Consider the following 19,865-nt stretch of genomic DNA (forward strand, 5'->3'; position numbering starts at 1 on the left):
AACAGAAGACCGTAATGGTAAACCTGTTGAAGCTGAAGACAACCTAGGTGCAGGTAAAACTGATGATCCAACAACACCAGGTGATGAAAGCGAAGGCTTAGATCGCGTTGATGGTTCAATCACCGTTGATATTGTTGATACAGATAGTACTCAAATTACAGGTATAACAGAAGATGTTGCACCAAACAGTAAAGTCACTTTAGAAATTACCAGTATTGATGAAAATGGTGAAACGCGAACATTCACTGAAGAAGTATTTACAAATGCGGATGGTGAATATAGTTATACCTTAACACCAGCACAAGGGAATGCTACAGAAGTTGTTGCCAAGGTTGATGATCGCAATGGAAAAGAGCTTCAAGATAGTGACCAATTAGATGCTGTAGTGAAGGCTGATCCATCAACGGATATTAATAACGGTGATAACGATGTCGTAGGTACTTCAGGAAATGATGTACTTGCTGGTGACACAGGAGGCTTAAAAACTAACTTTGTAGCAGGTAGCGACTACAATGTGTCGATTATTCTAGATTTGTCTGGAAGTATGGCATGGAACTTAACTAATAATAATACAGCAATTCCGCCAGCACTGAGCCGTCTAGATATTGCAAAAGCAGGCTTAAAAGCTTTCGTTCAGCAAATGGTAGATCATGATGGTTCAGTTAATTTACAGCTTGTTTCATTCAGCGCATCAGGCAATAACACTGCTGGCGATAAGTTTAATAAGACGTTCTTAGACGTAAATCAGTCTAGCTTACAATCAATCTTAGATTATATTGATAGCTTTGTTGCTCAGGGTGGGACTTATCCAGAGCGAGGTTTTGAACGAGCTGATGATTGGTTTGACACCACAGATATTTCAAGTGCGACAGCTAATGGTTTTGAAAATCAGACTTACTTCTTAACAGATGGTGATCCAAACGGTTCTCAAACTGATCGTGATAATGCTTTTAGACCATTAGCAGAGAAAAGCAAAGTTTTTGCAGTTGGTATTAGTGATGCTGTAAATATTACAAATGTTGAACGTTATGATAATACAGATGTGAATGGCAATAAGCTGCCAGGATCATGGAATGGTAGTACTAATCATGGCTCAGCGCAGAAATTTACGGAAGCTGACAAACTGATCGCATATCTTATTGGTGGCTCTGAAAACTTCATTCCAGCTGATGTTGGAGATGATATTGTTAAAGGTGGTTCGGGCGATGACATTCTGTTTGGTGATGCCATGAATACAGATTGGATCACTGGCTTAGATCCTCTGCAATATCCAAAGTATTCAGGTTATTCAAAATTACTTGCTCATTTAAAAGCAAATGTGACGAGTGGTGCAGAACCAACGCAGCAGGAAATCTATGATTTCGTAAAAGCCAACTTCCAAAAATTTATTGATGCTGATACTGCTGATGCTGCGACTAAAGGTGGTAATGACACCATTTATGGTGGTTCAGGTAATGACATTATTATTGCTGGTGCGGGAGATGATCGTATCTATGGTGGTTCAGGAGACGATATTATTTCCACTGGTCGCGGTAATGACACTATTGTTTATGATGTGTTAAATGCAGCTGATGCAATGGGTGGTAATGGAACCGATACATGGGTCGATTATGCAGCTAATGACAAAATTGAGTTTGGTGCAGATTTCTTTGAAGGTCTACTTGCTGATAAGTCGAATATTTCGGAATACATTAAAGTTGAAGATGTAAACGGCAAAGCAGTATTGAAAGTCGACCGTGATGGTGCTGCTGATGCAACTGGTGGTACAACTCATGATTGGGCAGATTTGTTAATTATTGAAGGTAAAACCGCATCGGAATTACAGGATTTAATTAATAACCAAATCATTATTGGCTAATAGCTAAGTGATGGATTAGTTTTAGGCTAATCCTTCACAAGGAGCGTTATGTCAAACATAACGCTCCTTTCATTCGTTTTAAATTTGAATTTATCTTAAGTTAACTTTGGACAAAGATAGATAAAAATTTGTAATGAAAATGGCTGCAATTACAGTACTCATTTAATGCTATGACGCAGCATTTGAAAACTCCCACGGTATGAATTTACCAAGATGCTTAAATCATGAATTTTATAAAATCAAAGATATGGCTTGTGCTGTTTCTTCCGTTTTGTGCACCAATAATGCCTATTTATGCAGCAAAACCAAAAAATTATTTAGACTCAGCTAAAGCAAACATCGAACAGTTTTTTTCGTCACAACCTGCAGATTTGAATCAAGTGAGTATTCAAGAACTAAGTAAATACTCATGGGGTGAGCAGACAGCGCAAGATACTTTGCCAGTTATCAAATCCAGTGGTATTCAACCACAACTTAAAGGTATGGGAAAAATAAGCATTAACTCTGAAGCTGAGCTAACACTTTTTGATGCAATTCATCAAGCGCTACAGCATCGACCTGAAATCACTCAGAGTATTGCTACTATTGCAGGCCAAGGTGCAAACATTGATGCGGCGAAGGCACAATATTTTCCTCAAATCTCTGGTGGTATTAGTACGGCTGATTTAACGACTGGCGAACGGGGAAGACAACTTTACAGTTTATCCGCGACACAGGTTTTATATGATTTTGGGAAAATCAAAAGCGATATCAATATAGAAGAAGCGAAGTTATTACAAGAGCAAGCAAATACATTAGATAGCATTGATGATATTGCATATCAAACAGCGAATGCGATGGTCAATATTAACCGTTATCAAGAAATCGTTCGTATTGCTAATCAACAAATCAAAGGAATTGCTCGAATTGCGGAAATCGCCAATTTACGGGCTAATGCGGGTATTAGTAGTCAGGCAGATCCGATTCAGGCGCAGTCAAATTTAGAAGCGGCCCAATCAAATTTACTAATACAAGAAACGCAATTAAAGCAATATCAGCAAAAGTTACAAATGCTACTAGGCTATGACGTCTCTCATGTGAAGATGCATATTCCAGATACGATCATTCGTAATGCGGGTTTATACAATGACCCAAACTTCACTCAAATTCCTAAGATGATCGTAGCTCAGGCATCAGTGCAAGTTGCTAAATTTCAAAAAGAACAAACAAAACTAAGCGCTTATCCAACAATTAATATTAAAGGTAGCTTAAATCAAGCTTTGAATGGGAAAAATCCGAATAATAATGAAGATGATGGTTTTTATAGCTCTGTCATGTTGGAAGCGAATAGCAACTTTTTCCAAGGAGGGGCAACCCGATCAAAAATTCGTTCTGCAAATTATGCGGAAGAAGCAGCAAAAGCGGCGGTTAACACTGTTTATTTAGATGTCTTAGATCAAATACAACTCATTCGTGTACAGGTGGAAAATAAGCAAAAGCAAATGGATGTTCTAGCGTTAAGAAAAGAAACCACGGCACGGACAAAAGAGTTGTATCAAGAACAATATAAATTAGGTACACGCACAGTGGTTGATTTATTGAACTCTGAACAAGCAATTCATACTGCCGCACAGGAAATTGAGAATGCTAGATATGATATTTATTCGGCCCTAATTCAATATATCTATGTTACGGGTGGTTCAAGAGTACTTTATCAACTAAATAATATTTCTATTCAAGGGTTTGAAATTTTACCATGAGCAAAACTATGAATTATCAGCCATGGCTTCAAGCTGTTCTAGCTATTGCAAAACATTATCGTATCGAACCATCTGAAGAGCGTTTACGTCTGCAACTCGATTGGAATCCGAACCAGTCAATTGATGATATTTTGATTTTGGTGAGCCGTCAGATCGGGATGAGTCTAAGAAAAACTGAATTTAGTGAAGATATTTTGAATCCGTGGCGTTTACCACTTCTAATTCAAATGCAAGATGGACAAGTTGGCGTATTGAATCAACTTGATGTAAATGGGAATGCAAATATTCAGTTCAGTGGTGATCAGGGATTAGCACAGGTACTTACTGTAGAGCTATTAAATGAAAATGTGAACAATGTTTATATTTTAAGACCTGAGAAATCAATTCCTGATGTCCGTATTGATGAATATATTAAACCATATGAGCAGAACTGGTTTTGGACGATTGTACTAAGAGATTGGAAGCGCTATTTGGATGTGATGTTTGCATCATTAATGGCCAATATCCTTGCCTTGGCAACAATTCTATTTTCTATGAATGTTTATGATCGAGTGATCCCTGCACAGTCTGTTCCAACTTTATGGGTATTGGCTGGTGGTGTACTCATTGCTGCAATATTTGAATTTTGTTTACGAGTTGCACGTATTTATTTATCAGACATTATTGGAAAACGTGCAGATCTAAAAATCTCAGATAAGGTATTTGGTCATGCCTTAAGAATTAAAAATAAAGAGCGATCTAAATCAACAGGTACGTTTATTTCTCAGATACGTGAATTGGAAGGTGTTCGTGAATTAGTCACTTCTACAACCATTTCAGCGATTGCAGATTTACCTTTCTTCTTTTTGTTTTTGGCAATTTTCTGGCTGATCGGTGGCAATCTGTTTTGGGTTATGGTTTTGGTTGTACCTTTAATGATTATTCCTGGAATTTTGATTCAAAAGCCATTGGCAAAATTAGCATCTGAAGGAATGCGTGAAGGCGCTATTCGCAATGCAACACTGGTGGAAGCTGTTCAAGGTATAGAAGATATTAAGTTATTACGAGCGGAATCCCGATTTCAGAACCAATGGAATCATATGAATGAAGCTGCTGCAGATATTTCAATGCGCCAGCGGAAATTAGTTGGAATTGTGGGGGCGTGGACTCAGAAAGTGCAAGGGCTTACTTTTGCGATTGTCGTCCTTGTTGGATGTTTTGCTGTAATGAAAGGGGAAATGACTACAGGTGCATTAGTTGCTTGTTCAATTTTATCATCGCGCATGCTTGGACCAATTGCACAGATTTCAGGAGTTCTAGGGCGTTTTCAGCAAGCTAAAGTTGCTAAGACAAGTTTAGATGAACTTATGAAGAAACCTGTTGACCAAGCACCAAATGCACATTTAATTCATAAGCCTGTTTTGAATGGACATTATGAAGTTAATAATACTGTCTTCAAATATAGCGAAGACGATGCAAAACCTACTCTCATCATTCCCAAACTTGAAATTCAAACTGGTGAGAAAATTGCGATTTTAGGTCGTAATGGTGCAGGTAAATCAACGCTATTACAGTTGCTATCAGGGATGCAGGAACCTGTTCAAGGGAAAATCAAATTAGATGGGGTTGACTTGGGGTTAATTGATCCAACGGATGTACGTCGAGATATGGGCTTACTCAATCAGAATGCACATTTGTTTTTTGGTTCTGTACGTGAAAATTTAACATTAGGTTCACCTTTGGCGACTGACCAAGAGCTTTTAAATGTGCTCAAGCTCACAGGGGCATTAAGCTTTGTATTAGATAAGAAAGAAGGTTTAGATCATCAAATATTAGAAGGTGGTGTCGGTTTTTCCGGTGGCCAGCGTCAAGCTTTACTTTTGTCTCGATTATTACTTCGCCAACCAAATATTTTATTGCTTGATGAGCCTACAGCCGCGATAGATGACGTTTCTGAAAAACAATTGATTGAGAACCTTAAGGGCTGGTTAGGACAAAAAACTTTGGTCATTGCAACGCATCGTCGAGCAGTACTGGAGTTGGTGGATCGAATTATTGTGGTACATGATGGAAAAATTGTTATGGATGGCCCCAAGGATCAAGTATTAGGTAATACCCCCTCTAATGGCGTGAGTACAGCATCATGATTAGAAAATCTATAAAAAGACAAGATACTGTAAAGGCTAAAGAATTAGAGCCCACATTACCAAGAGCTAGTTTATTTATTTGGATTATTTGTGCTGGTCTTTTGGCATTACTCATCTGGGCGTGGCTTTTTAAACTTGAAGAGGTCTCAACAGGAACTGGCAAAGTTATTCCATCTTCTAAAGAGCAAGTTATTCAGTCTCTTGAAGGTGGTATCTTAACGAAGCTCTATGTGCATGAGGGCGAAATTATCGAAAAAGGCCAAATACTGGCTCAGCTTGATCCGACTCGTTTTGCATCAAATGTTGGTGAATCAGCATCCTTACTTCTTGCTTCTCAAGCAACTGCAGCGCGATTACGCGCAGAAGTAAATGGGAATGCTTTAGTATTTCCAAGTGAAGTATTAAAAGAGCGTAGTTTAGTTGAGGAAGAAACAGCGCTGTATCATTCGCGTCGATCTAATTTGGAAGAATCCTTAGCTGGATTGAAGCAGGCACTTGCTTTAGTTGAACAAGAGCTACAAATGACTGAGCCTTTGGTTGCGAAAGGTGCAGCAAGTGAAGTGGAAGTTTTAAGACTTAAACGTCAAGCGACTGATTTGCGCAATCAAATGAGTGATGTGCGAAACCAATATTCAGTAAAAGCTCGTGAAGAACTAGCAAAAGCAAATACAGACATTGAAACTCAGTCTCAGGTCGTAAAAGGGAAGTCGGACTCATTAAGTCGGACTTTATTTAAGTCACCAGTGAGAGGGATTGTAAAAGAAATTGATGTTATGACTATTGGTGGTGTGATTTCTCAGAATGGAAAGCTGATGACTATTGTTCCACTTGATGAAAAACTTTTGGTTGAAGCGCGTATTTCGCCTAGAGATATTGCTTTTATTCATCCTGGGCAAGAAGCACTCGTAAAAATTACTGCATATGACTATTCTATCTATGGTGGATTGAAAGGGAAAGTTTCTATTATTTCACCAGATACATTGAGAGATGAAGTTAAGCAAGATCAATTTTATTATCGAGTTTATATTCGGACTGATTCAGACAAGTTGATCAATAAAGAAGGTTCTCAATTCAATATTACTCCAGGCATGGTTGCAACGGTAGATATTAAAACAGGTGAGAAAACGATCTTAGATTATCTGATTAAACCCTTTAATAAAGCACAAGAGGCATTAAGGGAGAGGTAATGAATTTTTATATATTGATAAAGAGTGATACTGTTCTGAATAAAGCTTTACTTCTGGGCTATAGAGACTATTTATTTTATATAAGTTATTGTTTTAAAAATCTATTTTATAAGATTCAGTATTTGTAACATTCTTGTTGAAGTATTGGAATTACTTAGTTAAACATGGCTCACTATAGAGTCTGATGAGATATTTTATGGTGAAGTCAAATTTACGGTTTTTTTTAATACTCATTGCTGCTTTGGGTTCAAAGGGGTGTGTAGATGAGAGTGGAAATGTAAGTGTTGGAGTTAGTTTAGGGGGCACTGGAACAGGCGGAGGCTTATCAGTTGGAACGAACAACCCATCTCCAAAGCCCCGACCAGATATTAATCCAGATCAGATGGAGGATGATGCAGAGTATGCTGTTGTATATCCTGATCCCGTCACGCAAAATTGTGATGGGGTTGAGCGTACGATTCAATTTGTTCGCCATTATGCTCCATTTCCCCCAATGGTCATGGGTGATAGAATGGATCTCTTAAGCATTCATAATAGTTTAAAAGTTAGATACAAATTACAAGTGATTGTTAAAAATAATACCCCTGAACCAGTCTATGAATATATTAATAGTTGTGAAGCAGCTTTCCAGCTAACTGGAACAAAAACAATTAAAAAGGCTCAAACAGATTATTGTTTAAATGATGAGACGGTGAATGTTTATCAACCGAATGAGTCTAGAACATATTACTACTCGTTTAATTTACCAAATATTTTACAAAACTGGACAGCAAGCTATGATGCGCAATACTCAAAACAATTGTATCCATCCCCTTATGAGGATGAAAATGTAAGTATGCGAACACAATGTACTCCATTAAGCACTGTATTAGTTGTCGATCCTTATCCTTCATCGATGGATGGAGCACCACAAGATAATGGTACGGGGACAGAGAGTAATAACTCTGGATCACAAGATTCGAATACAGATAACTCTACGGATGAAACTCCTATTTTTGGTGGTTTTGGATTGGACGATTAATTAATATAAACTATTGGGCTTTTAATATTATTTATACAAATTAGAAGTCTAGTTATCTTATTTTTATTTATTTAAATCAGTGGCTTATTTTTTTATGATGCAAGTAATTCACTGTGGGAATATCAATAACGAATGGCATTTTAATTTAATGGTATTGTTTCGTATCCCATTGAGTTGTTTCAGACTTTATGAAAGCAACAATAAATATTATATTATTAAATATAATATCTAAAGTGCATGAATAAAAAAGCCATTTGAAGATGGCTTTTTAAGCATCAGAAGTGATGGATTATGTATAGACAAACTTAGAGATCTGCCCTGCATAGTCCACTACACTTTCAGCAATCTCTCCACAAAACTCTTGTTCAGTATAGGTGCTGAGAGGGCAACTGACAGAAAGTACAGCTGAAACTTTTTGGTTGGATTGACTATAAATCGGTGCAGCACATGCAGCCATATCCGTATTGAAATGTCCCCAGCTCACCATGAAAGGTTGATTACGCACTTCACGCAGTCGCTCTAATAGAGCTTCAATATTATGCGGTGTACGTTCCGAAAATATTTTCCAGTCATGCATATTTTCATAACGTTGAATGACTTCAGCTTCCGACAGTTGCGATAAAATTAATTGGCCAATAACGGTGGCATGGGCTGGCCAGCGCGTGCCGATATGCACTGTACTGGTAAATGGACCATTGGATTGGACATTGCTAACAAAAACAATATCTGTACCTTCTAAGATAGATAAATGCACAGCAATTTTAATCCGGTCACGCAGTTCACGCATGATTGGCGCTGCTAAATCGGTAAGTGATGATTTAGATAGGCTGTTGAAGCCCAGTTCCATCACATTACTGTTGAGTGCATAAGTTTTTTGCGACATTTTTCGAAGGTAGCCGCAGTGCTCCAAGGTGTGAATCAAACGAAAAGCACTGGAGCGGTTTACGTCAATTTTTTCCGCGATTTCAGAAATGGTCATTTCCTGATGGCGCTGATCGAATAATTTTAAAATTGCTAAACCACGAATTAAGCCCGGGACTAAATAGCGCTCATCATTGGAAGATTCAGTTTCTTTCTCTAAAGAGGCATCGTTATTAATTGAATTCATTTGCCAAGCTCATCTTTGATTAAGTTTATATATAAAAATGAATAACCTATTTGGCTATTTTAACGACCTAGAAATTAGATCGCAATGTTTATATATAAAACATTTATTTGTAAATAAAACATTGAAAAATGTGTTTTTTAACTATCTTAATGAAAAATATAAATTTATAAAAATTGACAATTAAATTGCTCAAGTATTATTCTATTCCAAGTGTTTTAAATATTAAATAATGTTTTGCATGCAAAACATGGAAGATGAGCATATGAACTGGATATCTGTTTGCAAAGTGAATGAAGTCGCTGATGAAGAGCCAAAAGCGGTTGAAGTCGAAGACAAAAAGATCGGTGTATTTCTTATCGAAGAAAATTATTTCGCGATCGAAAACGTGTGCCCGCATGCATTCGCGCTATTAACAGAAGGCTTTATTGAAGGGCTTACAGTTGAATGCCCGCTGCATGAAGCGATTTTCAACTTGGAAACAGGAGCTTTGGAAAGTGGTCCTGGATGCAGAGATTTATGTACTTACCCAGTACGTGTTGAAAATGGTGAAGTTCAAATTCAACTCTAAGGATGAAGGAAGAAAAGGAAATATTCACATGAAAGCATTTAACGAAAAGCTAGCTAAATGGATTAACGCAACGCCTTCGAATGACGCAGGCATAAACAATATTCAAATTCCGGGTCAGGTTGAACATCTGGTTTGGCAAAACCGCAGCCGCGCGCCGAGCCAATACGAATTGGATTTTGTGCAGCATTTAATTCATGCCTTCGATAACGATGTGACAGAACTGGATGCATTAACGGATGCACTAAACCAGCAAGGGTTTAGAACAGTGGCAGGAGAGGTTTGGACCACTGAGAGCTTCTCGAAAGAGATGCAGCGTCTAGGCTATTAAGAAAAGGATTTCATCATGACTGCAGAAATTAATTTAGAACAATATTTAAATCTTGGCCTGCGTGATCAATGGTATCCAGTATTGGCAAGCTGGGAAGTGGGCTCAAATCCTGTTGGTATCACCCGCTTAGGCGAAAATATTGTGGTTTGGCGCGATGAGCAAGGCGTTGTTCATGCACTGGAAGACCGCTGTCCGCACCGCGGCGCACGTTTATCTTTGGGCTGGAATCTCGGTAACCGCGTTGCTTGCTGGTATCACGGTGTAGAAGTTCGTCATGACGGCGTGGTTGTAGATGTGCCAGCGGTACATGACTGCCCGCTTAAAGGCAGCGACTGCGTAAAATCATATCAAGTAAAAGAAATGAATGATGCGATCTTCATTTGGTTTGGTCTTGATGCTGCTGAAACGCCTGCAGAGCTTAAATTGCCCGACCAGCTGTCAAGCGATGAGTGGAGCTCATTCTTATGCATGGCGGATTGGAAAGTGAATCATCAATATGCCATTGATAATGTGATGGACCCGATGCACGGTACGTATCTGCATTGCACATCGCATTCTATGGCGGAAGGTGAACGTACTGCGGAAATGAAGCACCGCGTTACCCAAGATGGTTTTGTCTTTGAAAAAGAAGGTCAAACTGGTGTGAACTTTGACTGGGTTGAATATGGTCAAACGGGTGCGGCATGGCTGCGTTTATCGATTCCTTACCGTAAATCTTTTGGTCCGGGCGGGGAGTTTTGGATTGTCGGTTTTGCAACCCCGATTGATGCTGAAAATACCCGCGTATTCTTCTGGCGCTGCCGTAAAGTATCAGGCTGGCAGCGTAATGTTTGGCGTTTCTTGTACCGCAACCATCTTGAGCAATTACACTGGGATGTACTGGAACAAGACCGCATTATCTTAGAAAACATGGCGCCAAATGCACGTCAGCACGAATTTCTTTATCAGCACGATGTGGGCTTATCTCGCTTACGTCGCCTAATGAAAAAAGAAGCTGAAAAGCAAATCAAAAAAATCTTAGCGCTACGTGAAGTGAAAGATGAAAACCGCATAGAAATGAAGGAAGCGTCAAATGGCTAATATGCAGATTTTAGCCGACAAGCGCATCTTGGTCACTGGTGCTGCGCGCGGCTTAGGACTTGATTTCGCGAAAGCCGCTGTTGAGGCAGGCGCGGCAGTGGTGATGGCCGATATCTTGGCTGATCAAGTGCATGATGAAGCGCAAAGCTTGGCGAAAAATGGCTTAAAAGTGTCATCAGTCATGATTGATTTGAGTGATAAAAATTCGATTCAAAATGCCGTGCAAATTGCCGTGGGTGTTTTAGGTGGATTGGATGGCCTAATCAACTGCGCAGCCTTAGCAACAGGGGTAGGCGGTGTCGACATGATGAGCTATGACGAAGCGCTTTGGGACCGTGTGATGACTGTAAATGTCAAAGGCACATGGCTGGTTTCTCAAGCATGCGTACCGCATTTAAAGGCTTCAGGTCAGGGCAAAATTATCAACATTGCTTCAGATACAGCACTTTGGGGCGCACCAAAGCTGATGGCTTATGTCGCTAGCAAGGGCGCAATTATTTCCATGACCCGTTCAATGGCTAGTGAATTAGGCGCAGACAATATCTGTGTAAATACCATCAGTCCAGGCTTAACGCTGGTTGAAGCCACTGAATATGTCCCGCAAGCGCGCCACGATTTATATGTCAATGGAAGAGCAATACAGCGTCAACAGCTTCCGCAGGATGTGAACGGCACAGCGATTTATCTGCTTTCAGATTTATCTTCTTTTGTGACTGGACAGAATATTCCTGTGAATGGTGGTTTCGTCTTTAATTAAGGAGCAAGACATGATTACGGGAATTGAAGTCCTTAAATTTGGTGTCGAAAACCGCCAAGAGGCGAATACTTTTTTAACTGATTTTGGCTTAAAAGCTGTGGCTTCAGATATTGAGAGTACAGATTTATATCAAACTCAAAACGGCAGCAAACTTTACCTGTTTGATATAGCCGATGCTCGTTTACCGCCAGCCATTGAAGCAGGCTCAACACTGCGTGAAGTGACGTGGGGTGTCGAAAATGATCAAGATCTTGAAAGTTTAAAAGTAAATTTAGCCAATGAGCCGGGTTTTGCAAGTTCAGCATCGCATGTGCAGTGCCGTGATCCAAACGGCATGACCATTGTATTTGAAATAAGCATTACGCATGAGCTTCCTGCAGCAAAAACTGAAGGCATCAACCAATTTGGCAATATTCAGCGCGTAAACGCAGCCAGTCCTGTGTATGAAAAAGCAGAACCTGTAGCTATTGGCCATGTGGTGTTTTTCACGCCAGATTTGAAAACGACACAAGCATTTTATATTGAGAAAGTTGGCTTCCATCTATCAGATGCTTACCGTAAGCGCGGTGCATTCTTGCGCTGCCGAGGCGAAGGTTTCCATCATGATTTGTTCTTGCTGTCGATTCCGAATAAACCGGCAGGCTTGAACCACGTTGCCTTTGTGGTTCGTGATATTCATGAAGTGATTGGCGGCGGTTTAAGCATGAACCGCCAAGATTGGTCGACCTTTATTGGTCCGGGCCGTCACCCAATTTCATCCGCTTATTTTTGGTATGTGAATTCTCCATTGGGCGGTGCGTTTGAATACTACACTAATGATGACTACCTGACAGAAGCATGGCAGCCGCGTGAAGAAGAACACAGCTTGGAATTATTTACCGAATGGGCAATTGAGGGTGGTTTGGATCATGAAACCCGCCGTCAAGTAAAGCCTGCCTAAGGTAAGTGGCGATAAGGAGATCAGCATGAACAGAATAGTGATTGTCGGTGCAGGCCAAGCCGCAGGATGGGCAGTACATACCCTACGCGGCCAAGGCTTTGGCGGTGAAATTCACGTGGTTTCAAATGAAGAGCAGGTGTTCTATGAACGTCCGCCTTTGTCAAAGCAAGTGCTGTCACAGGAAGTGGAAGTAGAAAGCTTGAATTTATTTTCTACCGATCAGGTGAATGATTTTTCAGTCACTTGGCACAAGCCAGATTATGCCGTCAAACTGGATAAAGCGGATAAAACCGTGCATTTAGAAAGCGGCAAAGTTTTGCCTTATGACAAATTGCTGATTGCTACGGGCAGCCGAGCGCGTATTCCTGTTTCAGCTTGGTCGAGCATGCGCAATGTTTACACCATGCGTGATATTCAAGACTGCCAAAAGCTGACAGAAAAATTTAAATCTGCTGAACATATTGCCGTGATTGGCGGCGGCTGGATTGGTCTTGAAATTGCTGCGACTGCGCGTAAGCAGGGCAAGCAGGTCGAAATTTTTGAATACGGTTCACGCCTTTGCGCACGCAGTGTCAGCCCCGAAGTTTCTGATTTTCTCAAGCACTTGCATGAAAGCAATGGTACAGCGATTCATTTAAATGCGACTAAATTACATTTAATTGAAATGGCAGATCATCATGTTGAAGTGTTTGATGCAGACATTAAATTAAAACAGTTTGATTGTGTGGTGGTCGGCGCGGGTGCAGAAATTGCAAAAGAATTGGCTGCACTGGCAGAGTTGAAAGTTAAAGACGGCATTGTGGTGAATGAATATGGACAAACCTCAGATGCAGACATCTATGCAGCGGGCGATGTGGCGATTCATCCATCACTCGGTTACTGCATTCAGTCTTGGGCGAATGCGCAAAATCAAGCCATTTCTGCTGCAAAATCAATGTTGGGTGAGATGACGGCCTATCAGGATATTCCTTGGTTATGGTCAGATCAGTATCAATGCAACATTCAGATTTTAGGAACCTATCAACCTGAAAAAACCGATCAGGTGGTGATTCGCAAAACTGCAGAGACGCAAGTCAGCTTTTTCTATTTAGATGCAAATCAACAGCTGCTCAATATGATTGCGGTGAATGATTCAAAATTAATCAAACTGGCAAAACGATGGATGGCCAGCCAGCGTGAATTGGATCCAGCTCAATTGCAAGATCCAGACTTTAATTTAATGAAATTGAAGTAAGCGCTTAAAAAATATCAGCCCATGAATGAAAGGATTTACCCATGGATAATGATGCAAAAACAGGATTAAAGCATTGGACCCCAGCGATCATTTTAATGATCTGCGTGGTACTGGCTTTCTTTGACAAAATTAGTATTGCTGTCTTGTTTTCAGATGCGACCTTCCAAAATGCGATGGGCATTGCACAGGATAAGGCAAAACTAGGCTGGCTGATGACGAGCTTCTTGCTGGCATACGGATTTTCATCAATGTTCCTGAGCTTTTTAGGCGATATTTTCTGTCCTAAAAAAATGCTGTTTTGGAGTGTGACGTCTTGGGGCCTATTGATGTTTTTAATGGGTTTCACCACAGATTATTCCACAATGATGACGCTGCGCGTTCTGCTCGGTTTGGCTGAAGGTCCATTGTTTGCTTTGGCTTATACCATTGTGAAACAAACCTATACCGACCGCCAGCAAGCGCGTGCTTCGACCATGTTCCTGCTAGGGACTCCAATTGGCGCATTCCTAGGCTTCCCGATTACTGCATTTGTTTTGGCGCACTATGACTGGCACACCACCTTCTTTGTCATGGGTGCCATGACCTTCATCGTGCTGATACTGATTGTGTATGGCCTGCGTAACTTAAAACTGAAACGTACCGTGGATTTGGAAGGCGTAGGCAAACGCGTGAATTTCAAGACGCATTTGAGCAATACCAAAACCTTGCTGGGCAATGGTTCTTTTTGGCTACTGTGCATTTTCAATATCGCTTTGATGACCTATTTATGGGGTCTAAACAGCTGGGTGCCGTCTTATCTGATTCAAGATAAAGGCTTCAACTTAAAAGAGTTTGGTATTTATTCAAGCCTGCCATTCATTGCCATGCTGATTGGTGAAGTGGCTGGTGCATTCCTTTCAGACAAGTTAGGTAAACGTGCGATTCAGGTCAGCGGCGGTTTACTGATAGCAGGCATCTTCATGTATGTGATGGTGATTGCGGAAGATCCAATGCTAGTGATTTTAGCAATGTCTTTAAGCGCAATGGCATGGGGCTTTGGTGTAGCGGCAGTGTTTGCACTGTTGGCACGCATTACTTCAGTAGATGTTGGTGCAACAGCAGGCGGCATTTTCAATGGTCTTGGTAATTTTGCCAGTGCAGCAGCACCTGTGGTGATTGGTGCAATTGTGATGCAAACCGGCAGTTTCAATATTGGCATTACCTTCTTGGCAGCAGTCGCCGTGATCGGTTCCTTCTTCCTAGCGCCGTTGCTGAAACGTTATTAAGGCTTGAGCCAAAGTTAAAGCCAAGTAGTTAAGCCCAAACTTTTATTTAACCGATATACATGACTGAAAAACGCTTGAAGAAACAGGCGCTGACGGTAAGAACAATTTAGATCAGATCCAGCTCCACTTTTATGAAATGGCAGTGAGCTGAAATAAGGAGAGAATCATGTCTGTACAGCAATTTGAATTTTGGAAACAGCCTGAAGGTCAAACATTAGAAGACTGGATTAGCGGACGCATCGCGCGCTTTGAAACCCGTCAATACGATTATGATGCACTCAAGTTCCAAGCGGATTACGACCCGAAATACCGCCGTGCGCAAATGCGTTATATGGGGACAGGCGCAACAGGCGTAGCAAACGATGGAAATACAGTTCCTGCAGAAAATTTTACTTTTTCAACTATGGTCTTGCCTCCGCAATGTGAAGGCCCGCTGCATATCCATCACGATGTCGAAGAAGTGTTCTTTATGCTGCGCGGTGAAATTGACTTATTCATTGAACATGAAGGCGAGAAGTTTTCAACCCGCTTGAAAGAACGTGACTTAATTTCAATTCCACCGGGTATCTACCGCGGCTTATTCAACCCAGGTACCGAAGATGCCCTGATGTGCGTGATGCTGGGTACAGGTAAGCCGACGGTTCCGAACTATCCGCCTGAGCATCCATTGTCTCAGATCAAGCGTTAATTTTAAGGAAATGACATGATGACTTTAGTTGAGCAATTGACACAGTTTGAATTAAAAACCGTTCATTTGGATGGTGTACAGCAATCTTACCGCGAAGCAGGGACAGGCAAAGTTCTGGTATTGCTGCATGGCATCAGTTCGGGTTCAGGTTCATGGGTCAAGCAGTTGCAAGATTTGAGTCATCACTTTCATGTGATTGCATGGGATGCACCGGGCTATGGTCAGTCTGACCCTTTAGCCGCAGAACATCCCAATGCAGAAGATTATGCACAGCGCTTAAAAGACATGTTTGATGCATTAGGCCTGAACTTAGGATCAGGTCAAGATCAAAATAAAATCATTTTGGTCGGCCATTCTTTAGGTGCAATGCAGGCTGCGGCCTTTAATGCACGCTATCCAGACATGGTAGAAGCAGTAGTGCTTGCCAATGTGGCGCAGGGCTACAAAGGCAGTGATAAGCAAAAGCAGCAGGATGTATTTGAAAAGCGTCCAAAAATGCTGCAGACCCTAGGTGCTTCAGGCATGGCGCAGTCACGTGGGCCGCATTTGGTCGCAAATGCTTCTGCAGAGGCGCTGGCGCTGATTGAGGCGGTCATGCAAAACATTCAATTAGAAGGTTTTACTGATGCATCGTATTTGCTGGCTTATGACGCGATTCAAAGCTATTTAAGCCCAGAACAGCATAATGTCCATGTGATTAAAGGCATGGCGGATGGCGTAACGCCTCCACAGGATATTCAAGAATTGGCGGATCAGTTTCAGCTGAATCCTTGCTACGAAATTGCCGCTGCAGGCCATTTAAGTTATTTGGACCAAGCAGCGCAATTCAATCAAATTTTATTGTCGCTACATGACGCACGGATGTGAGATGGGAAAATGAGCTTCCAATTAGAAGGCAAAAAAGCAGTGGTGACCGGTGGCTCGTCTGGCATTGGGCTGGCAACGGTAGAACTATTAGTTGCAGAAGGTGCGCATGTGGCATGGTGCGGCCGTGATGAACAGCGTTTACATGATTCAAAAACGCTGATTTTATCTCGCTATCCAAGTGCCAAAATTTTCACAACGACCTGCAACGTTTTAGACAAAGCTGATGTCAAAAAATTTGCAGACCAAGTGCAAAACGAATTTGGTGGTGTGGACATTTTAATTAATAACGCAGGTCAAGGTCGGGTTTCAAATTTTGAAAATACAGCTGATGAAGATTGGCTGAAAGAAGTTGAATTGAAATATTTTAGTGTGCTGCATCCTATCCGCGCATTCTTGCCTGCACTGCAGCAGTCAGATTGCGCATCGATCACCAATGTCAATTCTTTGCTAGCGCTGCAGCCTGAACCGCACATGATTGCGACGTCATCTGCTCGCGCAGCCTTGTTGAATCTAACCCATTCATTGGCGCATGAATTCTCTCAGTACAGCATCCGTGTGAACTCCATTTTATTGGGCATGGTGGAATCTGAACAGTGGAAACGCCGCTTTGCTGCCCGTTCTGATCAAAACCAAAGCTGGGAAGAGTGGATTGGCAATATTGCCAAAAAACGCGGCATTCCAATGGCGCGATTGGGTAAACCTGAAGAACCAGCTCGTGCATTGGTGTTCTTAGCATCTCCAATGGCGTCGTATACCACAGGTTCAGCAATAGATGTCTCTGGCGGCTTTAACAAGCATTTATAAGGTGGGTATATGAAACAGCTGATGATGATTGGTTTTGGTGCGATGGCCAATGAGGTTCGCAGCCATTTGCCCAAAGACCTTGAATTGAAATGGGTGGTCGTACCAGAGCGCAGTATTGCAAGTGTGCAGGAAGCACTTGCAGCAGATGTGCAAGTCATTTCCGACATTGATGACTGCGATGGCACACCAGACTATGTGATTGAAGTTGCAGGTCAAGCTGCGGTGAAAGAACATGCCGCGAAAGTTTTAGCTAAAGGCTGGAATATTGGCCTGATTTCAGTGGGTACTTTGGCAGATAGCGTATTCTTTGCGCAATTGCAAAATACTGCAGAACAGTCGGGCGCCCATATTCATTTGCTGGCTGGCGCGATTGCAGGGATTGATGGAATTTCGGCTGCCAAAGAAGGCGGTTTGGAAAAAGTCACTTATAAAGGCTGCAAAAATCCAAACAGCTGGCGCGGAAGCTATGCAGAAAAATTGATTGATTTAGAGCACGTGACAGAACCAACGGTTTTTTATACCGGTACTGCACGTGAAGCCGCTTTGAACTTTCCAGCCAATGCAAATGTGGCTGCAACTATTGGACTGGCAGGCATTGGCATGGATGAAACCATGGTTGAGTTGACGGTAGATCCGAATATTAGTCAAAACAAACACACCATTATTGCCGAAGGGCGATTTGGTCAAATGAGTATTGAAATGATTGGTGTGCCTTTGGAAAGTAATCCAAAAACATCAACATTGGCAGCACTGAGTGTGATCCGTGCATGCCGCAATAGAGTAGATGCGATTCAGATTTAAAAGGAATTTGGTGAGTGCCATGGTTAAAGAAATTTATATTGCAGGTGAATGGCGTCTAGGACGCGGTAATGTTATTCAAAGCCTATTTCCAGCAGATAATTCTGTGAATGCGGAAATTTCAACAGCTACACTTGAAGATGTTGAAGAGGCGATTATTAAAGCAGATCAAGCTTGGCGTAAGCCTGAGTGGCGTGATTCATTGCCGCATGAGCGCGCGAAAATTTTGTACCGTGTTGCAGACATTATTGAAGCCCGTGTAGATGAGTTGTCTAAACTACAAACCCGTGACAATGGTAAGCCCTTGTCTGAAACTCGTGCTTTGGTGATGAGTGCGGCTGCTACAGCACGTTTTAATGCGGCAGCCTGTGAAACTTTTAATGAAGAACTGACCACACAGCGTGCACAAGATTTCTTGACCATGAGCGTGCATGAACCTGTGGGTGTCGTTGCAGCCATCACCCCTTGGAATTCTCCAATTGCCAGTGAAGTGCAAAAATTGGCGCCAGCCATTGCTGCAGGCAATGCGGTGATTTTAAAGCCAGCCGAAGCGACATCATTAATTGCCTTGGAGCTTGCAAAAATCTTTGAAGAAGCAGGCTTGCCGAAAGGCATTTTGAGTGTGCTGGTTGGACGCGGTTCTGTCATTGGAGATGCTATCGCTCAGCACCCTTTAGTTCGCAAAATTTCTTTTACGGGCGGAACATCTACTGGCCGTCACTTGGCGCATATTGCTGCTGAAAAACTGATTACCACGTCTTTGGAACTCGGTGGAAAATCCCCAACCATCGTATTGTCAGATGCAGATATTGAAATTGCAGCCAAAGGCATTGCTTACGGTATTTTCAGTTCAGCAGGTCAGGCGTGTATTGCAGGCTCGCGTCTATTTATTCACGCTTCAATTTATGACGAATTTATAAAGCGTTTAGTGGAGATCACTGAAGGTTTACGTGTGGGCCATCCTGAACAGCCAAATGTGCATATGGGTTCATTGATTAACCAAAAGCATTTGGAATCTGTGCACCGTTATGTGGAATTAGCCAAAGCCGAAGGCGGTACGGTAGTCACTGGCGGTGAAGCAATTACAGAGGGCGAGTTTGCCAAAGGCAGTTTCTATAAGCCTACGATCATTACGGGTTTGAGCAACAGCGCGCAAACGTGCCAAGAAGAAATTTTTGGCCCTGTGTTAGTAGTTATGCCATACGACAACGAAAAAGACTTATTTGAACAAGCCAATGACAGCTGTTTTGGTTTAGCAGCAGGAATTTGGACAGAAAGCTACCGTAAAGCATGGCGAATTGCCCGTTTGCTGGAAGTGGGCACGGTGTGGATTAACACCTATAAAAAATTCTCAATCAGCGCGCCATTTGGCGGCTTTAAAGACAGCGGCATTGGCCGTGAAAAAGGGCGCCTCGGCATTCTGTCTTATATGCAGCAAAAAAGTATTTATCTGGGTTTAAACGAGCAAGCCAATCCATGGTCGGACTAGCAGCTGAA

18 protein-coding genes are annotated in these 19,865 nt (G+C 41.7%); 17 read left to right on the forward strand and 1 reads right to left on the reverse strand.

Annotation, left to right across the window (positions count from 1 at the left end; all coding sequences use genetic code 11):
- From JZ787_RS12670 to JZ787_RS12690, 5 genes are all read left to right on the forward strand, one after another.
- A partial coding sequence (locus tag JZ787_RS12670) for a type I secretion C-terminal target domain-containing protein (RefSeq protein ID WP_346312494.1) occupies positions 1-1,858 on the forward strand: 1,858 nt, incomplete at its 5' end.
- Between the two features lie 224 nt (positions 1,859-2,082).
- The gene (locus JZ787_RS12675) at positions 2,083-3,597 is read left to right on the forward strand and encodes a TolC family outer membrane protein (RefSeq protein WP_346312495.1); all 1,515 of its coding nucleotides are present in this window, start codon (positions 2,083-2,085) and stop codon (positions 3,595-3,597) included.
- A complete protein-coding gene (locus JZ787_RS12680; RefSeq protein ID WP_346312496.1) occupies positions 3,594-5,723 on the forward strand; it encodes a type I secretion system permease/ATPase in 2,130 nt (709 codons plus the stop codon). Before JZ787_RS12675 ends, JZ787_RS12680 begins: the two co-directional genes overlap by 4 nt.
- Positions 5,720-6,910, forward strand: a complete 1,191-nt coding sequence (locus tag JZ787_RS12685; RefSeq protein ID WP_346312497.1) for an HlyD family type I secretion periplasmic adaptor subunit — start codon at positions 5,720-5,722, stop codon at positions 6,908-6,910. The genes JZ787_RS12680 and JZ787_RS12685 overlap by 4 nt, the downstream gene beginning before the upstream one ends.
- A gap of 196 nt (positions 6,911-7,106) precedes the next feature.
- On the forward strand, positions 7,107-7,931 hold the full coding sequence (locus tag JZ787_RS12690; RefSeq protein WP_346312498.1) for a hypothetical protein: 825 nt from the start codon (positions 7,107-7,109) through the stop codon (positions 7,929-7,931).
- A 289-nt stretch (positions 7,932-8,220) separates the two neighbouring features.
- Here JZ787_RS12690 and JZ787_RS12695 read toward each other — a convergent pair whose 3' ends face one another.
- Positions 8,221-9,039: an IclR family transcriptional regulator gene (locus tag JZ787_RS12695; RefSeq protein WP_087013969.1), complete on the reverse strand. Its 819-nt coding sequence runs from the start codon at positions 9,037-9,039 to the stop codon at positions 8,221-8,223.
- 262 nt (positions 9,040-9,301) lie between these two features.
- Between JZ787_RS12695 and JZ787_RS12700 the strand changes: the two genes are divergently transcribed.
- From JZ787_RS12700 to JZ787_RS12755, 12 genes are all read left to right on the forward strand, one after another.
- On the forward strand, positions 9,302-9,607 hold the full coding sequence (locus JZ787_RS12700) for a non-heme iron oxygenase ferredoxin subunit (protein WP_087014179.1): 306 nt from the start codon (positions 9,302-9,304) through the stop codon (positions 9,605-9,607).
- A gap of 28 nt (positions 9,608-9,635) precedes the next feature.
- Positions 9,636-9,935, forward strand: a complete 300-nt coding sequence (locus tag JZ787_RS12705; protein ID WP_346312499.1) for a recombinase-like helix-turn-helix domain-containing protein — start codon at positions 9,636-9,638, stop codon at positions 9,933-9,935.
- A gap of 15 nt (positions 9,936-9,950) precedes the next feature.
- The gene (locus JZ787_RS12710) at positions 9,951-11,015 is read left to right on the forward strand and encodes an aromatic ring-hydroxylating dioxygenase subunit alpha (protein WP_346312500.1); all 1,065 of its coding nucleotides are present in this window, start codon (positions 9,951-9,953) and stop codon (positions 11,013-11,015) included.
- The gene (locus JZ787_RS12715; RefSeq protein WP_087013975.1) at positions 11,008-11,772 is read left to right on the forward strand and encodes an SDR family oxidoreductase; all 765 of its coding nucleotides are present in this window, start codon (positions 11,008-11,010) and stop codon (positions 11,770-11,772) included. The genes JZ787_RS12710 and JZ787_RS12715 overlap by 8 nt, the downstream gene beginning before the upstream one ends.
- 10 nt (positions 11,773-11,782) lie before the next feature.
- Positions 11,783-12,712 (forward strand): VOC family protein, encoded by a 930-nt coding sequence (locus tag JZ787_RS12720; RefSeq protein ID WP_346312501.1) that lies wholly within the window; start codon positions 11,783-11,785, stop codon positions 12,710-12,712.
- A 25-nt stretch (positions 12,713-12,737) separates the two neighbouring features.
- Positions 12,738-13,946 carry an FAD-dependent oxidoreductase gene (locus tag JZ787_RS12725; RefSeq protein WP_346312502.1) on the forward strand — a complete coding sequence of 403 codons (1,209 nt, stop codon included), beginning with the start codon at positions 12,738-12,740 and terminating at the stop codon, positions 13,944-13,946.
- Between the two features lie 41 nt (positions 13,947-13,987).
- Positions 13,988-15,211 (forward strand): MFS transporter, encoded by a 1,224-nt coding sequence (locus JZ787_RS12730; RefSeq protein ID WP_346312503.1) that lies wholly within the window; start codon positions 13,988-13,990, stop codon positions 15,209-15,211.
- A gap of 166 nt (positions 15,212-15,377) precedes the next feature.
- Positions 15,378-15,899 (forward strand): cupin domain-containing protein, encoded by a 522-nt coding sequence (locus tag JZ787_RS12735; RefSeq protein ID WP_346312504.1) that lies wholly within the window; start codon positions 15,378-15,380, stop codon positions 15,897-15,899.
- Positions 15,900-15,914: 15 nt separating this feature from the next.
- The gene (locus JZ787_RS12740) at positions 15,915-16,766 is read left to right on the forward strand and encodes an alpha/beta hydrolase (RefSeq protein ID WP_346312505.1); all 852 of its coding nucleotides are present in this window, start codon (positions 15,915-15,917) and stop codon (positions 16,764-16,766) included.
- Positions 16,767-16,775: 9 nt separating this feature from the next.
- Positions 16,776-17,570 carry an SDR family oxidoreductase gene (locus JZ787_RS12745; protein WP_346312506.1) on the forward strand — a complete coding sequence of 265 codons (795 nt, stop codon included), beginning with the start codon at positions 16,776-16,778 and terminating at the stop codon, positions 17,568-17,570.
- A gap of 9 nt (positions 17,571-17,579) precedes the next feature.
- The gene (locus JZ787_RS12750) at positions 17,580-18,371 is read left to right on the forward strand and encodes an aspartate dehydrogenase (RefSeq protein ID WP_346312507.1); all 792 of its coding nucleotides are present in this window, start codon (positions 17,580-17,582) and stop codon (positions 18,369-18,371) included.
- Positions 18,372-18,390: 19 nt separating this feature from the next.
- A complete protein-coding gene (locus JZ787_RS12755) occupies positions 18,391-19,857 on the forward strand; it encodes an aldehyde dehydrogenase (protein WP_087014181.1) in 1,467 nt (488 codons plus the stop codon).
- Positions 19,858-19,865: the final 8 nt, after the last annotated feature.

Source organism: Acinetobacter sp. BWR-L5, from assembly GCF_039655985.1.
Classification (GTDB): domain Bacteria; phylum Pseudomonadota; class Gammaproteobacteria; order Pseudomonadales; family Moraxellaceae; genus Acinetobacter; species Acinetobacter johnsonii.